At 73.4% G+C, this 19,317-nt stretch carries 12 protein-coding genes, 1 tRNA gene and 2 pseudogenes; 8 read left to right on the top strand and 7 right to left on the bottom strand.

The genetic code is table 11. From position 1 onward, the window contains the following. The first annotated feature begins 1 nt into the window (after position 1). Complete coding sequence (locus ACIP5O_RS05065) at positions 2-1,000, top strand: LysR family transcriptional regulator (protein WP_401288731.1); 999 nt, start codon at positions 2-4, stop codon at positions 998-1,000. 161 nt (positions 1,001-1,161) lie between these two features. Here the strand turns inward: ACIP5O_RS05065 and ACIP5O_RS05070 are convergent, their stop codons facing one another. The 5 genes and pseudogenes from ACIP5O_RS05070 to ACIP5O_RS05090 form a co-directional block, all read right to left on the bottom strand. Beyond that, on the bottom strand, positions 1,162-1,725 hold the full coding sequence (locus tag ACIP5O_RS05070; protein ID WP_401288734.1) for a hypothetical protein: 564 nt from the start codon (positions 1,723-1,725) through the stop codon (positions 1,162-1,164). Continuing rightward, positions 1,722-3,962 carry a DUF6571 family protein gene (locus ACIP5O_RS05075; protein WP_401288736.1) on the bottom strand — a complete coding sequence of 747 codons (2,241 nt, stop codon included), beginning with the start codon at positions 3,960-3,962 and terminating at the stop codon, positions 1,722-1,724. The genes ACIP5O_RS05070 and ACIP5O_RS05075 overlap by 4 nt, the downstream gene beginning before the upstream one ends. A gap of 13 nt (positions 3,963-3,975) precedes the next feature. Next, positions 3,976-4,431, bottom strand: a complete 456-nt coding sequence (locus tag ACIP5O_RS05080) for a hypothetical protein (RefSeq protein ID WP_401288739.1) — start codon at positions 4,429-4,431, stop codon at positions 3,976-3,978. A 452-nt stretch (positions 4,432-4,883) separates the two neighbouring features. Then, a pseudogene (locus tag ACIP5O_RS05085) lies at positions 4,884-5,315 on the bottom strand (exonuclease domain-containing protein); the annotation flags it as partial. Between the two features lie 255 nt (positions 5,316-5,570). Continuing rightward, positions 5,571-5,643: transfer RNA gene (locus ACIP5O_RS05090), tRNA-Arg, on the bottom strand. Positions 5,644-5,945: 302 nt separating this feature from the next. Between ACIP5O_RS05090 and ACIP5O_RS05095 the strand changes: the two genes are divergently transcribed. The 7 genes and pseudogenes from ACIP5O_RS05095 to ACIP5O_RS05125 all read left to right on the top strand — a co-directional run bounded on the left by ACIP5O_RS05095 (position 5,946) and on the right by ACIP5O_RS05125 (position 15,047). Then, positions 5,946-7,556, top strand: a complete 1,611-nt coding sequence (locus tag ACIP5O_RS05095) for a dynamin family protein (protein WP_401289343.1) — start codon at positions 5,946-5,948, stop codon at positions 7,554-7,556. A 148-nt stretch (positions 7,557-7,704) separates the two neighbouring features. Further along, a complete protein-coding gene (locus tag ACIP5O_RS05100) occupies positions 7,705-9,477 on the top strand; it encodes a GTPase (RefSeq protein ID WP_401289345.1) in 1,773 nt (590 codons plus the stop codon). 157 nt (positions 9,478-9,634) lie between these two features. Next, positions 9,635-10,007, top strand: a pseudogene (locus tag ACIP5O_RS05105) (single-stranded DNA-binding protein); the annotation flags it as partial. A 479-nt stretch (positions 10,008-10,486) separates the two neighbouring features. Next, positions 10,487-11,956, top strand: coding sequence for a Cys-Gln thioester bond-forming surface protein (locus ACIP5O_RS05110; protein WP_401288740.1), 1,470 nt, complete (start codon positions 10,487-10,489; stop codon positions 11,954-11,956). Positions 11,957-12,281: 325 nt separating this feature from the next. After that, positions 12,282-13,946 carry an energy-dependent translational throttle protein EttA gene (ettA, locus tag ACIP5O_RS05115; RefSeq protein WP_125667080.1) on the top strand — a complete coding sequence of 555 codons (1,665 nt, stop codon included), beginning with the start codon at positions 12,282-12,284 and terminating at the stop codon, positions 13,944-13,946. A gap of 7 nt (positions 13,947-13,953) precedes the next feature. Next, positions 13,954-14,379, top strand: a complete 426-nt coding sequence (locus ACIP5O_RS05120) for a thioesterase family protein (protein WP_356541044.1) — start codon at positions 13,954-13,956, stop codon at positions 14,377-14,379. Then, the gene (locus ACIP5O_RS05125) at positions 14,376-15,047 is read left to right on the top strand and encodes a hypothetical protein (RefSeq protein ID WP_401288744.1); all 672 of its coding nucleotides are present in this window, start codon (positions 14,376-14,378) and stop codon (positions 15,045-15,047) included. The genes ACIP5O_RS05120 and ACIP5O_RS05125 overlap by 4 nt, the downstream gene beginning before the upstream one ends. A gap of 21 nt (positions 15,048-15,068) precedes the next feature. Here ACIP5O_RS05125 and ACIP5O_RS05130 read toward each other — a convergent pair whose 3' ends face one another. After that, positions 15,069-16,058, bottom strand: a complete 990-nt coding sequence (locus tag ACIP5O_RS05130; protein WP_401289347.1) for an ABC transporter ATP-binding protein — start codon at positions 16,056-16,058, stop codon at positions 15,069-15,071. Further along, positions 16,058-19,051 (bottom strand): FtsX-like permease family protein, encoded by a 2,994-nt coding sequence (locus ACIP5O_RS05135; RefSeq protein ID WP_401288747.1) that lies wholly within the window; start codon positions 19,049-19,051, stop codon positions 16,058-16,060. The genes ACIP5O_RS05130 and ACIP5O_RS05135 overlap by 1 nt, the downstream gene beginning before the upstream one ends. Positions 19,052-19,317: the final 266 nt, after the last annotated feature.

Genomic DNA, 19,317 nt, shown 5'->3' on the forward strand with positions numbered 1-19,317 from the left:
CGTGGATCTCGACGTGGCACAGGTGCGCGCCTTCGTGCGCACCGCCGAGGAACTGCACTTCGGGCGGGCGGCCGCGACGCTCGGCATCTCCCAGCAGGCCCTGTCCAAGCGGATCGCGCGGCTCGAATCCCTCCTCGGCGTCCCGCTGTTCCTGCGCGACGGCCGGGGAGTGCGCCTCACGGAGGCCGGACGGAGCTTCCTGCGCCCGGCCCGGCGGACGGTGGGGGCCGCCGACGCGGCGGTCGCGTCGGTGACCCGCGAGGAACGCCCGCTGCGCGTGGACGTCTGGGGCCACTTGTACGCCCCGACCCGCACGCTGGCCCAAGTGGCGGGGCAGGCGGGGGAATGGGTGCCGGGCCATGGACGCGACCTGCCGTCGGTGACGGAGGCGCTCCTCGACGGCGGGGTGGACGTGGCCTTCGGCCGGGTCCACCCCCCGCTGCACGCGGGCCTGACCCACCGCCTGGTCCGGCTGGAGCCGGTGGACGCCGTACTGGGCGCCGACCACCCCCTCGCGTCCGAACCGTCCGTCCGCCCGGAGCAGTTGGGCTCCGGCGTGCTGTGGGCGCCCGGCGCGCTGGACCGGCTGGACTTCCTCCACCGGTTCGCGGACCGGTTCGGCGTGCGCGAGAGGGCGGCGAGCGTCAACCTGGGCCTCGCCCACTTCCTCGCCGGGATCGCGGAGGACCCGCGCCGCTTCTCCCTGCTGCCCGCCGACGTCCCCCTGCCGGAGGTCCCCGACCTCCGCTCCGTACCCCTGGTCGACCCCACCCCGCTGTACGCCTGGTCCCTCCTGTGGCGCACCGGCGACGTCCATCCCGGCCGGGACCGCCTCACCGCCGCCTGCGCGGCCGAGGCGCGGCGGAGCCGGTGGCTGGAGTACGACCCCGCCCGCGACTGGCTCCCGGAACCACCGACGCCCCCCTCCCCAGGGAGTACCGCACAGGTTTACCCGGCATCAACTCACCGCGGGACGCGCGCGGACGCGCCCGGACCCTAACGTCTTCCCTGTCCATGACCGACCTGTGCGGCATGGAGGGCGGGGTCCCACGGTGACAGGGCCGCCGGAACCACCGGCGGCTCCCGTTACGCCCCGCGTGCGCGGTACGGGGGTCCACGCACGCGGGGCTCCTCCCGCCCCCTCCTCGTACGGTTCCCGCCTCAGCAGCCCAGGTTCCGGGCGAGGTTCGTCACGACCTCCCGCAAGACCGTGGAACTGTTGCGGACGGCCGTCTCCCGGTCCACGACGTTCCTCTTCTCCGCCTGGAAGGGCACGTCGAGCTCCACGGTCACGTGGGGCGCGGTCGAACCCGCCTTGGCGGCGCAGCCCGCCGGGAGTTGGGCCTCGGCCCGGTCGCGGAGCACCCAGCCGGTGAAGCCGTCGCCGAGCGGCACGGAGCCCTTCGGCCTCCCGACGGCGCTCTTCGCATCCTGCATCACGATCGAGTAGGTGGTCCGGGTGCCGTCACCGCCCGGGTTGTCGCGCCGGGCGATGCACGACCGGAAGAAGGCGAAGCCCCCCTCCCCCTTCCGCTCGAACTCGTCCATGTCGATCCGCCCGCCCGGTCCGTCGTCGAGGAGCGCGGCGGTCCGCTCGCCGACCGTCCCGAAGCACAGCGACCGCGGAGGCGCGGGCTTCTCGTCGCGCGGCCACAGCGCGAACGCGAGGACCGCGCCGACGGCGACGACCAGCGCCGCCGACAGCGCGAGGCGCTTGGCGCTCACCGCTCGCCCATCTTCATGTCCGCGTCCTTGATGCCCGACTGGTACCACTGGTCGGCGAGCGGCTGGAGTCCGTCCTCGTACTCCCCGGGGCTCCGGTCCAGCTCGGTCTCGTCGAGCCCTCTCGCCAGGGCCGTCTCGCGCAACATGGCGTGCATCTGCTTCTGACCCTCGTCGTAGTGGTTGACCATGTTGTTGCGGGTCTCCGCGTCGACCTTGGCGTTGAGGTCGTTCATGTACGCGGCCGTGCCCACGTCGACCGCGCGCTGCATCACGTCGCCGGCGATGGGGACGGCCGTCAGGGGCGCGCCGTAGATGTGGTAGTTCATCATCTTGTTCCAGCCGTTGGCGTCCTTCTCCGCCTGGCCGAGGTCGTAGATGATGTCGCCGCGCACGCCGTCCAGGTGGCCCAGGACCGAGGACGACTGCTTCACCCAGGCGTGCAGGTCCTCGTTCTTCGTGCGGAACGCGTCCTCGGGGAAGTGCGTGAGCCCCTCGGAGATGACCGCGGTCTGCGACTGGTGGATGATCCCGAACGCCTTGGGGTCCTCGGAGACGCCGCGGATGAGACGGGTGAGGTCGCCCCGGTCGACGGTGAGGTTGTTGAAGTCGGTGGGGCCGTCCATGCTCTTGCCGAGGATCTGGTGCACGTCCGAGCCGTAGTCGCCGATCATGCCGCCCATGCTGGTGCGCATGGAGACGGGCACGGAGGTCTGGTTCTTCTGCGCGTCCTCGCCGGTGTACTCCTTGACCATCCGCTCGAAGATCGCGGTCTCCGCCCTGTCGTGGTGGGCGGGGACGGGATGCAGCGGGCTGCCGGGCTCGCGGCCGGTGGCGGCAGCCTCCAGCGCGGCGCCGAACTCGGCGCGGGCCGAGGAGCGCTGCGTGTCCTCGGGCATCTTCTCCTGGACGGAGGCGCCCGGCCACTCGCGGTCCTCCAGGAAGTACTTCAGGTTGTCCGTGGAGTTCGGGTCGAAGTAGTGGGTCGCGGCGGACGGGTTGCGGCTCATGGCGTTCAGCAGGCCCTTCATCGGGTCCTCCTGCGTGCCCTGCCAGTTCTTCATGTAGCCGTCGTACGGATCGTCCGTGGTGGTCTCCCAGTCACGGATCGCGTCGGCGACGTCGGTGAGGAAGGCCTCGCTGTAGCGGGGGTCGCCCTTGTCCTTGTCGTACGGGGAGGACTTCTGGTCGTTCGCGTCGTACGCCTTGTCGCCGGCGTCGGCGGCCATCAGCCGGGTCAGGTCGTTGAAGCCGGTGGAACCGCCCGGGAGCGCGCCCGGGTGGTGCTGGGTCAGACCGTTGCCGTTGCGGGCGATCGAGATGAGCTTGTCCGTCCAGGCCGAGGTGACGCCGCCGGACGAGCCGAGCGGGGAGTCGGGGCCGGTGGCGGTGGCGAGGCTCCCGGAGAGCGCCTTGTAGAGCCGGGCGTCCGTCGAGGAGAGCTGGCCGTCGCGGCCTCCGGTCTCCAGGCCGCCGGCGAGCAGGAGCAGCGCCTCCTGGTCCTCGCGGCCGCGGTAGCTGAGGTTCGTCATGAGTTCGGCGGCGAACGCGGGCGAGTTCTGGCCGCCCTCGACGAGCTGGAGCAGCCGGTCGCGCTCCTTGTCGTCGAGGTGCTCCCAGCGGGCGTAGAGCTTGGCCGCCTCGCGGCCGTTCTCGGTCTGCTGCTTCTCCTCGGCGCGCATGTCCTTCGCCTCGGCGATGCCGTTGAGGTCGGTGCTGCCGAAGTCGCTGGGGTGGTTGCGGATCAGGGCCCGCAGCCCCCAGGCGCACAGTTCGTCGGCCTCATTGGCGCGCTTCAGGATGCCTTCGATCTTCTCGCGAAGGGCGTCGAACTGGGCTTCGGTAGCGACCGGTTCGGTGCTGTCCTTGGAGCGGCGGTCCGGGTGGACCCGGTTGCTGAGGACGCCGTTCGGGTAGATGGTGATGCCCGGCGGCGGGTTCTCGTACGTGTTCTTGAGGTCGGTCTGGGCGGTCTTGAGGAGGGTGTGGGCGTCCTTGATGAGGTCGCGCACGGACTCGGCCTCGACGACGGCGTCGCTGAACTCCTTCGTCGTCTTGGTGACGAACTCCTTGGTGATCGAGGCGTTCTCGCCCCGCCAGGTGGACTTGTCGGCCTTGGACTTCATGGCCGACGCCTGGGCCTTGAGGGTGTTCAGCTTGCCGATCATCTCCTCCCACTGTGTGGCGGCGGTGTCCAGTGGGGCGAGCTTGGCGTTGAGGAGCTGCTCGAACGTGGGCACGGGAACGGGCTCCTTAACGGAAGAGGTCGTTGATCTTCGAGGCGGGCACGGTGGGGTTGACGCCCGGCGGGGCGGGGGCGGCGGACAGCAACTGGGCGTGGATCCAGTCGTCGTCGGCCTTGGCGGACTTCTTCGTGTAATCGAGGTGGTTGGAAATGTGCGCACAGGCCTGGAGCAGGGTCTTCACCTGCCGCTCCCAGGTCTCGTTCACCTCCGACAGGGCCGCGCCGCAGTCGAACCCGTCGCCCTTCAGGCTGGTGCCGGCGGTCTCGCTCCCCGCGACGGCGTGCTTGCCGCCCGTTTCGAGGCCGTTGAACAGACCGAAGGCGACATGGCCGATCTCCCCCAGGTCGTCGTCCTCCACCACGTAGTCGGCCGATCCCTTCGCGGGCGCCGATCCTCCGTCCACCTGGTTCAGACGCATGGTGACCGCCGCCTTCTCCGCGGCCCATTCGTCGTCGAACGCCATCGTCAACACCCCCGTGTTCATTCGAAAGAGCTGGTCCGCCGCGCCACGCTACCCACGCGGCCCCCGGGATGCCACACGTGATCGATCACGTGTGCACATCGTTCACCGGGAAGGGGATGCCGCGTGCGGCCGCGGCGAGGCGGACCGAGGGTGACAACCGCGACACCGAGGGAGGAAAGCCATCACGAATGCGGGGAACCGCCCTCCGGCCTCCGACGGCGCCGCGTTCGCGTACGTCCGAGGGCGTTCGCGAGCAGAAACGGGGAAGCCCCGCCCGCTCCGGCAGCAGCCGCTCCAGCACGAACCGCGTCTCCGGACCGGGGCCGCCGAACAGCGACTGGACTCCGTGGCGGCGACTCGACAACTCGACGCGAAGCGTCTCCGCCGGATGCCGCGCGCCCTGCGGACAGCGGTGCGGCGTCCTCCCCGACGCCGTACGAGCGCACGAACACGAGGTCCGCGGCGGGCGGCTCCACGCGCCGGTTCAGGGTCAGGGTGCACAAGCGCTGGGAGACCGGCAGGTAGAGCCGGGCGCGGGTGAACTCATGGGCCAGGAAGCCGTAGTCGAACTGTGCGTTGTGGGCCACCATGACGCGGTCCTGCAGGAGTGCGCCGATCCGCCCGGCCACCTGTTCGAAGGTCGGGGCGCCGCTCAGCCGTTCCGCGGTCAGGCCGTGGACGTGCACGGGGCCGGGGTCGCAGCCCGGGTTCAGCAGGGTGGAGTACTCGCCGTTCTGGACCCCGTCCGGCCCGAAGGTGAGCACCGCGATCGAGAGGACCCGATCGCGCCGGGCGACCAGGCCGGACGTCTCGATGTCGACCAGGGCCCAGTCGTACGCGTAGTCGGGCAGGCGGGACACGTCGAGCGTGGTGAGGAGGGACACGGCAGCAAGGATGATCCGGACGCGATCGCCGCTTCAACCAGAATGCCGTTTTGCCTCTTTTGTCTCACTGGAAGCCACCCCTGGACTCGGGGCCGTTTTCGGGAGGAGCACTTGACGGAAGGTGTCCGCGCCCGGTCGCCACCGAACGGTTCCGGCCTCCCCACCCCTCCGCCCGGCCGTTCCGCCGATGGCTGGAAGACGTTCTTGACCAGCAAAAAGACCCTCCCGAAGGAGGGTCCGGTCGTACGGGAAAAGCGCCCCCGGCAGGACTCGAACCTGCGGCCAAGTGCTTAGAAGGCACCTGCTCTATCCACTGAGCTACGGGGGCCGGGTGGTGGTCGTGTGGCCAGGAGCCCCTGGTGGGTGGGGTGTGGCCTGCCGGGACAAGGATAGGGCTCCGATCGCCTTGGCCCGGTTGCTTCACCTGCGTGGCACGTTGTGTAGGTTCGGTGAAGCGGAACGATAATCGCAGGCAGGTGCGATTCGCGCAGCGCTTTTCGCATCGCTCGGGGCGGGTGTTGTGCACTCGTTATGCCCCGTCTTCCGGTCACCGCCCTTTTCTTCGGCGCGCAGGGCCCCCATACGCTTCAAAAACACTCATAAATTGGGCATTCTTCGCATGTGGTGACCTTGGACGAACGGCCTCAGCTGATCGACGCACTCTCCGCCCTGCGCGACCGTGTCGCCGCCGTGCGCCTCCCCCTCCCGCTCCCCGGCGCGGACCGCGCCCGCCAGAACCGGGTCGAGCTGCTCGCCCAGCTCGACGACTACCTGGTGCCACGGCTGAAGGACCCCGACGCCCCGCTCCTCGCCGTCGTCGGCGGCTCCACCGGGGCCGGGAAGTCCACGCTCGTCAACTCCCTTGTGGGACGGCGCGTCAGCGAGGCCGGTGTGCTCAGGCCCACCACCCGCACGCCCGTCCTCGTGTGCCACCCCGAGGACCACCACTGGTTCGCCGGCATGCGCGTCCTCCGGCAGCTCACCCGCGTCTGGCTGCCCCAGGCCGACGAGGACCAGCCCGCCGACGAACCCGACCCCGGCGAGAACGCCCTCCGCGTCGAGACCGCCTCCTCCCTGCCCCGGGGCCTCGCCCTGCTCGACTCCCCCGACATCGACTCCCTCGTCGTCGAGAACCGCCTCCTCGCCGCCGAGTTGATCTGCGCCGCCGACATCTGGGTCATGGTCACCACCGCCTCCCGGTACGCCGACGCCGTCCCCTGGCACCTCCTCCGTACCGCCAAGGAGTACGACGCCGCCCTCGTCACCGTCCTCGACCGCGTCCCCCACCAGGTCATCGGGGAGATCTCCCGCCAGTACGGCGCGCTGCTCGACAGGGCCGGGCTCGGCGACGTGCCCCGCTTCACCATCCCCGAACTGCCCGAGTCGACCGGCGGCGGCAGCGGACTGCTCCCCGACAGCGCCGTCGCCGCCCTCCGCGGCTGGCTCGCCCACCGCGCCCAGGACCCGGCCGCCCACCAGCAGGCCGCCGACCGGACCGCCTTCGGCGTCATCGACTCCCTCGACACCCGGCTGCCCGAGCTGGCCGGCGCGGTCTCCGCCCAGTACGCCGCCGCCGTACGCCTCGGCGGCGTCGTCGAGGCCGCCTACCACGAGCAGGGCAGACGGGTCCGCAAGCAGCTCGGCCGCGGCGCCGTCCTCGCCGGCGACGCCCGCGCCCGCTGGCGCGCCTACCCCCGCGACAGCACCGCCGACGAACTCCTCGACGCCCTCGCCGAGTCCCTCGCCGCCCTCCTCCACTGCGCGGTCTCCGCCGCCGAGGAGCGGGTGCGGGACGGCTGGCGCCACGAGCCCGCCGCCGAGGCCCTCGGCCCGGTGCCGACCTGCGCCGACCGGGAGACCGGCGAGCGGATCGGCGTCGAAGTGCGCCGCTGGCGCCGCGTGCTCGAAGAGCTGGCCGACGAGGAGGTACGGGCCGTCGAGCGCCCCGCCGGCTCCCGCGGCCCCCTCCCCGAGGCCGACACCGTCGCCGCCCTCCTCGCCGCCTCCCTCCTCGGCGGCCGCCGCACCCGGCCCGCCGGCGAACGCCTCGCCGAACTCCTCGGCGCCCAGGTCGCCCTGCGGCTGCGCGACAAGGGCGGCGAGCTGGTCGTCTCGTACGTCGACCGCGTCCTGCACGCCGAACGCGACCGCCGCCTCGCCCCCCTCGACGCGCTCGACGTGACCCCCGAGCCGCAGGCGGAGCTGATCGCCGCGCTCTCCGTACTGCAGAAGGAGAAGTGACGTGCAGCTGGAAGACGGGCGCAAGCGGGTCCTCGGACGCGATCACGGCCTCGACCACGACCACGACCACGACCACGACCACGGCCTCGACCGCGACCTCGGACGGGATCGCGACCCCGACCGTGACCAGGGGCGCTGGGACGACGGGCTGATCGCACGCCGCGCGGGCGAACGCGCCACCGCCCTCAAGGAGGAGCCCGCGAAGGGCCCCGGGGGAGACGGCGGTGCGGACCCCGACGAGGACGCGGCCTCCTCCTTCGGCGGGCACTACGGCAGCCCCCTCCGCCACCGCCTCGACGCCCTCCACGAGCTCGTCGGCCTCTCACGCGCGCGCGTGGAGAGCGACGCCCTCGCCGAGGCCGGGCGCGTCCTCGACGAGGCCGCCGCCCGCCAGCGGCTCTCCTCCCGGCACACCGTCATCGCCCTCGCGGGACCCACCGGAAGCGGCAAGTCCACGCTCTTCAACGCCCTCGCCGGCGTCGCCGTCTCCGAGACCGGCCTGCGCCGCCCCACCACCGCCGCGCCCATCGCGCTGAGCTGGTCCGAGGGCGCCGCCGGACTCCTCGACCGGCTCGCCATCCCCAACCGGCTGCGCCGCCGGCCCCTCGCGGGCGGCACCGGCGACACCGGACTCCAGGGTCTCGTCCTCGTCGACCTCCCCGACCACGACTCGGCCGTCACCGCCCACCGCGACCAGGTCGACCGGGTCCTCGGCCTCGTCGACGCCGTCATCTGGGTCGTCGACCCCGAGAAGTACGCCGACGCCGCCCTCCACGAGCGCTACCTCCGCCCCCTCGCCGGGCACGCCGAGGTCACCTTCGTCGTCCTCAACCAGATCGACCGGCTCGGCACCGACGCCGCCGACCTCGTCCTCGACGACCTGCGCCGCCTCCTCGACGAGGACGGCGTGGCCCTCGGCGAGCACGGCGAACCCGGCGCCACCGTCCTCGCCCTCTCCGCCCTCACCGGCGAGGGCGTCCCCGAACTGCGCGAACTGATCGCCCGTTTCGTCCAGGAGAAGACCGCCCCCGAGCGCCGCCTCTCCGCCGACATCGACGCCGCCGCCGCCGGGCTGCGCCCCGCGTACGTCGCCGAGGGCCGCGCCGGCCTCGACGAGCGCGCCCGGGACGCCTTCACGGACCGCCTGGCCACCGCCGTCGGCGCCCAGGCCGCCGGCGAGGCCGCCGAGCGGGTCTGGCGCCGGGGCGCCATCCGCGCCTGCGGCACCCCCTGGCTGCGGCTCTACCGCTGGTACGAGCGCAAGCGCGCCCACGGTTCCGCCGACCCGCACCCCACGCCCCCGGCCGAGGAGGAGCTGACGGCACGCCAGCGCGTGGAGCAGGCCGTGCGGATCGTCGCCGACGACGCCTCGCGCGGACTCCCGGCCCCGTGGGCGCAGGCCGTGCGCGAGGCGGCGACGCGCGGGGCGGACGGCCTTCCCGAGGCCCTCGACGAACTGACCGCCTCCCTCGGCGACCCGGCCGCCCGGCCGCCCCGGCCCGCCTGGTGGCCCGCGGCCGTCCTCGCCCAGGTCGTGATGACGCTCCTCCAGGTCTTCGGCGCGCTCTGGCTGGTGGGGCAGATCCTGGGCGTCCTGGAGCCCGGGCTGCTCCCGCCGGTCCTGGTGATGCTCGCCGGCATCGTGGGCGGCCCGCTCGTCGAATGGGCCTGCGAGGGCGCGGCGAAGGGTCCGGCGCGCCGGTACGGGCAGGAGGCCGAACGCCGGCTGCGCGAGGCGGCCGCCGCCTGCGGCCGGGCCCGGGTGCTCGACCCGGTGGCGGCCGAGCTGGTGCGCTACCGCGAGGTGCGCGAGCAGTACGCGACGGTGGTCGGCAGCCGCACGCCGGTCCGCGTCGTGGGCGGACACCGCCCCGGCACGAGGCGCCTGGGCGCCACCCGCGCGGGAGCGCGGGGGAGGTAGTGGGGTTCCTTCGCCGTTCTCACCCTTCCGGGTGAGGGAGTCGTCCACCGGTACGGGGTTCTCCACAGGCTCCGGCGGGATCTTCCGGTCCACCCCACCATGAGGACGAAAGGGCGCCCGGCCGAAGGGCGCTCCGCGGAGACGTAGGGGGCGGACCATGAACGACACGACCGTGACGCTCGTCGGCAACGTGGCGACGGCGGTGGAGTACCGGGAGACGGTGACGGGCGGGGTGGCCCGCTTCCGGTTCGCGGTGACCGCGCGCCGCTGGGACCGGGAGCGGAACCTCTGGTCCGACGGGAGCACCAGCTTCTACACGGTGTCGGCCTGGCGCTCCCTGGGCGCCAACCTCGCGGCCTCGGTCTCGGTCGGTGAACCGCTCGTGGTGCACGGCCGGTTGAGGGTGCGGGAGGACGAGCGCGACGGACAGCGCAAGACCTTCGTGGACGTGGACGCGCTGGCCGTGGGCCACGACCTGACCCGGGGGACGGCGGCCTTCCGGCGCGCGGCCCGGACCGAGTCCCGGGCACGGACGGACGGGACGCGGACGGACGGGATGCGGACGGACGGGGAGCCGCACGCCGGTTCCGGTTCCGGTTCCTTGCTCGGACCGGCGCCGGAAGCGGACCCGTGGACGGAGGCGGTGACGGGGGCGGTGACGGGGGCGGTGGCGGAGGCCGGGGCGGAGGCGCGAGGGGCGGCGGAAACGGTGCCTTCCGGGGAGGAAAGCGGGGGAAAGGACGGCGAAAGGAGCGTGGAACATCGGCTGGTGACCGCTTCCTGACCATACGTCATGGCGATTTGTCGACCAACTCGCCCCGCGTGATAACGATTCCGAGTCGGAACGGTTGTCTGACCGTATGGCTGGGCAGCGAGGGCCTTAGCGTCCCTAGGATTTCCGGGTACTCATGTGGCGCGGGAGCCCATCGAGTCGGTGAGTCTGTCGGCGTGCACTCCCCCCACAGGGAACAACGCTGTCCGCGGAGTGGCCCGCCCGGAGGGGAATCCAATGTTTTCAGTTCGTGGGCGGGGCGCCGCGCGCCGCCTCGTCGCCGCCGCACTGGTCTCGGGGCTCGTCGCCGCCGGCGCGATAGGTGCCGCGGGATCGGCTGCGGCTGAAGAGGGCCCGGGGGACAACGGCGGCGCGGCCGCCACGCTCGGCCGGCTGAAGATCTCCGACAAGGTGAGGATCACCGAGAAGGTCAACGGCCGGGACCAGGTCCGGGAAGAGAGCGGTGGCCTCTTCGAGATGAAGGTCGAGAACGGCGGCAACCTGCAGACGTACTGCATCGACCTCCGGACCGGCGCCCGTGAGGGCAAGAAGTACAAGGAGGTCGGCTGGGACCAGTCGTCCCTCCACGACAACCCCGACGCGGGCAAGATCCTCTGGATCCTGGAGAACTCCTACCCCAACGTCTCGGTCGGCGCCCTCGCGGACAAGGCCGGCGTCCAGGGCCTGACCCAGGAGACCGCCGCCGCCGCCACGCAGGCCGCGATCTGGCGCTACTCGGACAAGGTCGACGCGACGCCGGCCGACGAGAAGGCGCAGGAGCTCACCGAGTACCTGTACGGCCACGCCACCCGGGTCAAGGAGCCCGAGCCCTCCCTCAGCCTGTCCTCGTCCTCCGTCGCCGGCAGGCTCGGCGACAGGCTCGGCCCGATCAAGGTCGGCACCAACGCCCCCGGGGCCGCCCTCTCCGTGGTCCCCGGCGCCCCGGCCGGCGTCGCCGTCGTCGACGAGGACGGCAAGGCGGTCACCACGGCCAAGGACGGCGACGAGGTCTTCGTCGACGTGCCGAAGGGCACTGCCGACGGCACTGCCGAGATCAAGGCCGAGGCCACCACGAAGGTGCCGCTCGGACGCGCCTTCGTCAGCGTCCAGGGCAAGAGCCAGACCATGATCCTGGCCGGCTCCAGCAACTCCACCGTCACCGCCTCCGCCACCGCCGCCTGGGCCAAGAAGGGCGTCATCCCGGCCGTCACGGTCGCCAAGGACTGCGCCGGGGGCGGCCTCGAGGTCATCGCCTCCAACGAGGGCGACGAGGACTGGACCTTCGACCTGAAGGGCACCTCCTACACCGTCGCCGGCGGCGGGACCAGGACCATCCCGCTCCAGCTCGCCGAGGACGAGGCGTACAACTTCACCGTCACCGGCCCGAACGGCTTCGAGCAGACCTTCGAGGGCGTCCTGGACTGCGAGACGGCCACCCCCGGTCCGGCGCCTTCCGAGGCCACCCTCACCACGGAGCCCTCCGCCCCGGCCTCGCCCTCCCCGTCCCTCGCGGGCGGCACCGCCGGCGGTGACACCACCGGTGGCACGACCGGTGACACCGCGGGCGGCACCACCGGCGGCGGCGACCTCGCCGCGACCGGCAGCTCCCACGCCACCCCGGTGATCGCCGGCATCGCCGTCGCGCTCGTCGTGGTCGGCGGCGGCGCGGTGTTCTTCCTCCGCAAGAAGAAGACCACCGACCGCTGAGCCCGGACCCCGGCACCGGATCCCGCGTCCGGCACCGGACCCGGACCCGGACCCGGGCCCGACCCCGGCCCTGACCCCGAGCCCGGCCCTGCGGAGTGATGCGCGTCACACGACGCCCTCCCCGTGACCCCGTACGACCCCGGACCGCACCCAGGTCCGGGGTCGTCGCACGTCCGGGCCCCGAAGATCCCCCGCGCCGCCCCTCCGGCGCCGCCCTCCCGGCCCCGCGCAAGCGGCCCGCGGCCCCAACCGGTTTCCGCCCGGGGGTGGCGGTCAGGCAAGATGGGGTGTATCTGCCCACTCACTCCTTGCCGGACGGTTTCTCTTGGCTGAGTACATCTACACCATGCGCAAGACGCGCAAGGCGCACGGCGACAAGGTCATCCTCGATGACGTGACGCTGAGCTTCCTGCCCGGTGCGAAGATCGGTGTGGTCGGCCCGAACGGCGCCGGTAAGTCCACCGTGCTGAAGATCATGGCCGGCCTGGAGCAGCCCTCCAACGGCGACGCCTTCCTGTCGCCCGGGTACTCCGTCGGCATCCTCATGCAGGAGCCGAAGCTCGACGAGTCCAAGACGGTCCTGGAGAACGTCGAGGACGGCGTCGCCGAGATCAAGGGCAAGCTCAACCGGTTCAACGCGATCGCCGAGGAGATGGCGACGAACTACACCGACGAGCTCATGGAGGAGATGGGCAAGCTCCAGGACGACCTGGACCACGCCAACGCGTGGGACCTCGACGCCCAGCTGGAGCAGGCCATGGACGCCCTGGGCTGCCCGCCCGGCGACTGGCCGGTCAACAACCTCTCCGGTGGCGAGAAGCGCCGCGTCGCGCTCTGCAAGCTGCTCCTGGAGGCCCCCGACCTCCTGCTGCTCGACGAGCCCACCAACCACCTCGACGCCGAGTCCGTGAACTGGCTGGAGCAGCACCTCGCCCAGTACAAGGGCACCGTCGTGGCCATCACCCACGACCGGTACTTCCTCGACAACGTCGCCGAGTGGATCCTGGAGCTCGACCGCGGCCGCGCCCACCCGTACGAGGGCAACTACTCGACCTACCTCCAGAAGAAGGCCGAGCGCCTCAAGGTCGAGGGCCGCAAGGACGAGAAGCGCCAGAAGCGCCTCAAGGAAGAGCTGGAGTGGGTCCGCTCCAACGCCAAGGGCCGCCAGGCCAAGTCCAAGGCCCGCCTCGCCCGCTACGAGGAGATGGCCGCCGAGGCCGACAAGATGCGGAAGCTGGACTTCGAGGAGATCCAGATCCCGCCGGGTCCGCGCCTGGGCTCCGTCGTCGTCGAGGTCAACAACCTCTCCAAGGCCTTCGGCGACAAGGTCCTCATCGACGACCTCAGCTTCACCCTGCCGCGCAACGGCATCGTCGGCATCATCGGCCCGAACGGCGCCGGCAAGACCACGCTCTTCAAGATGATCCAGGGCTTCGAGAAGCCCGACGCCGGCGACATCAAGATCGGCGAGACCGTCAAGATCTCGTACGTCGACCAGGGCCGCTCCAACATCGACCCCAAGAAGACGCTGTGGGCCGTCGTCTCCGACGAGCTGGACTACATCAACGTCGGCCAGGTCGAGATGCCGTCCCGCGCCTACGTCTCCGCGTTCGGCTTCAAGGGCCCGGACCAGCAGAAGCCGGCCGGCGTGCTCTCCGGCGGTGAGCGCAACCGCCTCAACCTCGCGCTCACCCTCAAGCAGGGCGGCAACCTGCTGCTCCTCGACGAGCCCACCAACGACCTCGACGTCGAGACCCTGTCCTCCCTGGAGAACGCGCTCCTCGACTTCCCCGGCTGCGCCGTGGTCGTCTCCCACGACCGCTGGTTCCTCGACCGGGTCGCCACGCACATCCTGGCGTACGAGGGCGACTCCAAGTGGTTCTGGTTCGAGGGCAACTTCGAGGCGTACGAGAAGAACAAGATCGAGCGGCTCGGCCCGGACGCGACCCGTCCGCACCGCGCCACCCACAAGAAGCTGACCCGGGGCTGACGGTCCCATGGCGAGGCACATCTACAGCTGTCCCCTGCGCTGGTCGGACATGGACGCCTTCGGGCACGTCAACAACGTCGTCTTCCTGCGGTACCTGGAAGAGGCGCGGATCGACTTCATGTTCCGCCTGGCGCCGGGGGACGGCTCCCCCTCGTTCTCCGGCGGGTCCGTCGTGGCCCGGCACGAGATCGACTACGTGCGGCCGCTGGTCCACCGGCACGAGCCGGTGACCGTCGAGTCGTGGGTCACGAAGATAGGCGCGGCGTCGCTGACGATCGCGTACGAGATCAAGGACCCCGACACCGTGTACGTACGGGCGTCCACGGTCGTCGTGCCCTTCGACCTGGAGGCGCAGCGGCCCCGGCGGATCAGCGCCGAGGAGCGCTCCTTCCTGGAGGAGTACGTGGACGACGGGATGACCTCCGCCGCATGACCGTCCTCGCGCCGCTGCACTTCGCCGACGCCCGGGAGGCGGCGGCCCTCGCCGCCTTCCTCACCCGGCTCGTCCACTACGACCGGGCCGCCGCCGTCCGCCTCCAGGCGGGCGGCGGGGCGCTGGCCGTCTTCGGGCGGCCGCCGTCGTTCGAGGTGCTCGCGATCCGCACGGCCCGGCTCGTCGACGCCGTGGACCTCGACGTCACCGTCTCCGCCGGCGAACTCCTCGACGGCATCGAGGAGACGGCGGGCAAGGCGGTCGTCCCCGACGCCGTGACCGGGCCGCCCTGGGCGGGCGTCCTGCCGCCGCGCTCCGGCTGGCGGCCGGTCGCGGGCCTGCCGGGCGCCGCCGAGATGCGGGGCGCGGTCGCGGCGGCCGTCGCCGAGTTCCGTACGCGGGACGAGGAACTGCCCGAGGAGCGGCGCACCCGCGCCGAGCGCGAGCGGATCGGCCGCGAGATCTGGTCCAGGACCCTCGGCGCCACCGGACTGCCCCTGCGGGCCGTCCACGCCGCCCAGTCCCTCGGCTTCCTGCCGCCCGCCGGGGCGGAGGAGGGCCCGGTCGCGCTGTTCGCCTCGGGCCCGTGGCTGCGCCTGCGCACCCCGTACGGCTCCGTCGCCCTCCGCACGGTCCCGATGACGCTGCCGGTGACCCCGGGGCGCTGACCGCCCCCGGGCCCCGGCCCCTCAGCGCTCCGCGTCGTCCGGCCAGACCCCGATGTGGTCCTGCTCCAGTTCCAGGGCCACCCGGTGTTCCATGCCGAGCGCCCTGGTGTACTCCGCCGGGAGCTGGAGCCGGCCCGCGCGGTCGAGCATCGCGTACTCACGGGCCACCAGCGACTCCTGGCCCTGGTCGTCGACCTCCGTGCGGCGCAGGACCTCCGAGGAGGTGCGGCCGTCGCGGATGGCGACCGTGCGGCGCACCTCGGAGGCGACCGCCTGGTCGTGGGTGACGATCACGATCGTCGTGCCCAGCTCCTCGTTCGCGCGCCGGAAGGCCGCGAAGACCTGCTCGCCGGTGGCCGAGTCCAGCTCGCCCGTCGGCTCGTCGGCGAGGAGCACGGCCGGATCGTTGGCCAGCGCGACCGCGATGGCCACCCGCTGCTGCTGGCCGCCGGAGAGCTGGTGCGGCCGCCGGTCGCGGATCTCCGCGACGCCCAGCATCGCGAGCAGCTCCTCCGCCCGCTCCGCCTTCTGCCGCGCCTTCGACCGGCCCCGCAACTGCATGGGGAGGGCCACGTTCTGAGCGGCCGTCAGGTAGGGCAGGAGGTTGCGGGCGGTCTGCTGCCAGACGAAGCCGACGACCTCGCGCCGGTAGCGCAGCCGCGCCTTCCCGTCCATCGCCAGCAGGTCGCACCCCGCGACCCGGGCCGCGCCCGCGGTCGGCACGTCCAGGCCCGCCAGGATGTTCATCAGCGTCGACTTGCCCGAGCCCGACGCGCCGACCAGGGCCATCAGCTCGCCCTCCTTCACGAGGAGGTCGAGCCCCTGGAGCGCCTGCACCTCCACCCCGTCCGTGGTGAAGATGCGGACGAGCCGGTCGCAGGCGATGAGGGCGTCGTGCCCGTACGAGGGCCGGTCGCGCCGCGCCGTCGCCCGCCGCTCCAGCTCTTCGAGGGTCGCGCCACCCGCCGCGGCCCCCGCTCCCGCCCCGTCCCGGATCCCGGTCTCCGTCATCATGCGTCTCCTGCCCTGAGTTCCTTGATCGAGCCCCTGCGCCCCGCCCACCAGGCCTGTCCGACCGCCGCGAGCGCCGTCAGGAGCACGACGGCGAGCGCGGGCACGAGCAGCGACCACGGGTCCGCCCGCAGCGGCGCCCCGTCGGCCCCGGCGAGTCCCGGGGTCGTCGCGAGCGCCAGCCGGAACAGGTCGACGCCCGGTGCGAGCAGCGGCACCGTCGCCCAGCCCACCAGCGCGCCGCCGAGCGCCGCGAGGACCGCCTGCGGCAGCGCCTCCAGACCGAGCAGCCGCCGCCCCTGCCTCCGGGTCAGACCCATCGTCCGCAGCCGGGCGAGCAGCGCGTTCCGCTCCGGCGCGCCCTGCGCGAGCGAGAGCAGCACGGCCACCACGGCGTAGCCGGCGCCCGCGCCGATCGCGCCCAGGTAGATCCGCTCGGCGCCCGACTGGAGCGGCGAGTCCACGTAGCCGGCCCGCTCCTCGCTCCGCAGCGTCACCCGGAAGTCCTTCGCCCCCTCCCGCACGACGCCCCGCAGCGCGGCCCCGTCCACCGGCCCGGTGACGAGCAGCGCGGTGGCGCCCCGGCGGGCGAGGTCGGCGCCGTTGACGAGGAGGAAGTCCTCGCCGGGCAGGGCCGGGGTGGTCGACCGGACGCCGACCACCTCCACCCGGAACGTCCCGGCCGCCGCCACGACCTCCAGCGGCTCGCGGCCCAGCCGCTCGGCCACCGACGGCGAGGCGATCGCGGGCAGCACCCGGTCGGTGTCGGCCGCGGCGCCCTCCCCGCCCCTCCCCGTCGGGGCGAGCAGCTCCGCCGGGAACGCGCCGAAGCCGGTTCGCTTCGCCAGCCGGGTGTACGAGGCGGGGTCGACGCCCACGAGCGGCGCGCTCATCGCCTCGGCGGAGGTGCCCTCGTGGGACGGCAGGTCCACCCCGTACTCGATCTGCACCGGCGCCAGGTCCCGCACCCCCGCCGCACCGCGCACGGCCTCGGGGAGGCCCGCCGGCAGCGGGGTCCACTCGACCGGGGCGTCGATCCGGGCGTCCGCGCCGGTCGCCAGGAGCGCGGCCCGGTCTCGGGCGCCGGCGACGCCGGCGAGGACGGAGCCGCCGAAGGCCGCCGTGGTGAGCGCGAGGACGAGGGCGAGCAGGGGGAGCGTGCCCGTCGAGGACGCGCGCCCGGCGCGGGCCAGGGCCAGCGGGCCGACCGCCCCGCGCAGCCGGCGGGCCGGGCGGCCCAGCCACCGCAGCGGCAGCGGATAGACCCGTACGAGCACCAGGGCGGCGATCAGGCCGACCAGAACGGGGGCGGCGCTCACCAGGTGGTCGCCGGGGTCGCCCGCGCCGCGCAGCCGCAGCGAGGCGACCGCGCCCACGGCCAGCACGAGCAGGGTGAGTTCGAGGACCGTGCGGCGCCGGGAGGGACGCGCGGTCACCAGGTCGTCGCGCCCGCCGTGCAGCCGCGGGCGCCGGTGCCGCACGACCGCCCGCAGCGGCAGCACGAGCATCGCGACCAGGGCGACGGCGCAGGCGGCGAGGAGCGAGGGGCTGAGGGGGATCCCGCCGGCCGCCCCGGAACCCCAGACCGCCCCGGCTCCCCCGGCCGCTCCGGACCCGCCGGTGGGCGGGCGGACCGTCACGACCGCGAGGCCGAGGGCGAGCGCGGCGGCCGGCACGGCGACGGCCGAGGTCTCGCCGAGCAGCCGCAGGCCGATGCCGGTGAGGGAGCCGCCCCGGGAGCGCAGCAGCGCCAGCTCGGCGTCGCGGCGGGCGGCGGAGAGGCCGCCGGCCATGGCGAGGACGACGGCGGCGACCGCGCCGATGCCGAAGACGGCGACGGCCACGACCGGTTCGATCGCGTCGCGCATCGAGCGGTACGCGTCGACGATCTCGTCGAGCCCGGTGGTGAGGGCGCCGGTGCCGCCCATGGCGGTCCGCAGCCTGACCAGGTCCGGGCCGCCGCCGGCGGAGGACAGGGCGGCGGAGAGCCGGTCGGTGTCCCGCCCGGTGAGGTGGCCGGCCGTCGGCACGAACCGGAAGAAGACCTCCTGCTCGCCGATGGTGGCGAGCACCGAGGCCGCCGAGGCGGGGGAGAGGAGCAGGGCTCCCTGCCAGTAGTGCTTCACCTCGTCGCCGACCATCGGGGCGAGCGCGGGGGTCCGCAGCAGCGGCTCCACCGCCCAGTACGCGGTCTCGGGGCCGCGCGGCTCCACGACGCCGGTGATCGTGACGGCGAGCGGCTGACCGCTCTTGCTCGGCACGTGCACGACCGAACCGGGCTTCAGGCGCAGGGACTCGGCGGTCTTCGCGGTGACCACCGCCTCCGGGCGGAGGGCGCTGCCCCCGGCGGGCCGGCCCTGCCGGAGCGTCGCGTGCCGGGTCAGGTCGGACGGGGAGGAGAGCACGAACTGGGGGGAGAGGCCGTCCGGGCGGGGCAGCCAGGGGTCGAGCCCCTCGACCCGGCTGACCGTACGGACGCCGTGGACGCTCTGCGCCGGGTCGGTCCGGATCGGGTCGGGCAGCAGGGCCCGCAGCGCTTCGCTCCGCTTCCGGAGGACGGCGGGGGCCAGGGTCCCCTCGAACTGGGACGGGGAGCCGACGGGCAGCGGCGAGGTCAGTTCGAGGACGCTGTCGCGGGGTGCGGCGGACGCGATGTCGTGCCGGAGGCCCTCCGTCTCGTACCGGTCGACGGCGCGCGGCAGCGCCGCCGCGAGGTAGGCGGTGACCAGGACGAGGAGCGCGAGCGCGACGGCGGCCCGGGGCGCGGTCCGCAGCCGGGTCCGCACCCAGGGCGCGACGGCCCGGGGGGCCCTGCCGGACGGGACGGTTCCGCTGCGCGCGGCGGAAGGAGAAGGCGCGAGCTCGGAAGGCCGGTCGGGGCGGTCGGGCTCGGAAGGCCGGTCGGGCCGGACGGGTCCGGAAGGCCGGTCCGTCCGGGCGGACGCACCGGGCTCGGACGGCTGGTCGGGCCGGGAGGACCGGGGCCGGGGCATGTCGGGGGCCTTCCTGCGTGCGTCGGGCTTGTCGGTGCCGTCCCCGTCCGGGACGGCGGGCGTCTCGGCGGGGCCGGTGGCGCCGTCCGGGGTCGGGCCGGGTGTGCCGTCCGGTGCCGGGCCCGGTGTGCCGTCCGGGGTCCGGACAGGCGTGCCGCCCGTACCAGGGCCCGGCGTCCCGTCCGGGATCCGGCCGGGCGTCCCGTGCGGGGGCCGTCCTGGCGCGCTGTCCGCGTCGGGATCCGGCTTCGCGTCGGAACCCGGCT

The organism is Streptomyces sp. NPDC088915 (assembly GCF_044749825.1).
Taxonomy (GTDB): Bacteria; Actinomycetota; Actinomycetes; order Streptomycetales; family Streptomycetaceae; genus Streptomyces.

Coding starts and splice junctions, on each gene's coding strand:
- ACIP5O_RS05135 (WP_401288747.1), bottom strand. CDS start 19,051: ATGCCCCGGCCCCGGTCCTCCCGGCCCGACCAGCCGTCCGAGCCCGGT.
- ACIP5O_RS05080 (WP_401288739.1), bottom strand. CDS start 4,431: ATGGCGTTCGACGACGAATGGGCCGCGGAGAAGGCGGCGGTCACCATG.
- ACIP5O_RS05130 (WP_401289347.1), bottom strand. CDS start 16,058: ATGACGGAGACCGGGATCCGGGACGGGGCGGGAGCGGGGGCCGCGGCG.
- ACIP5O_RS05120 (WP_356541044.1), top strand. CDS start 13,954: ATGGCGAGGCACATCTACAGCTGTCCCCTGCGCTGGTCGGACATGGAC.
- ACIP5O_RS05125 (WP_401288744.1), top strand. CDS start 14,376: ATGACCGTCCTCGCGCCGCTGCACTTCGCCGACGCCCGGGAGGCGGCG.
- ACIP5O_RS05110 (WP_401288740.1), top strand. CDS start 10,487: ATGTTTTCAGTTCGTGGGCGGGGCGCCGCGCGCCGCCTCGTCGCCGCC.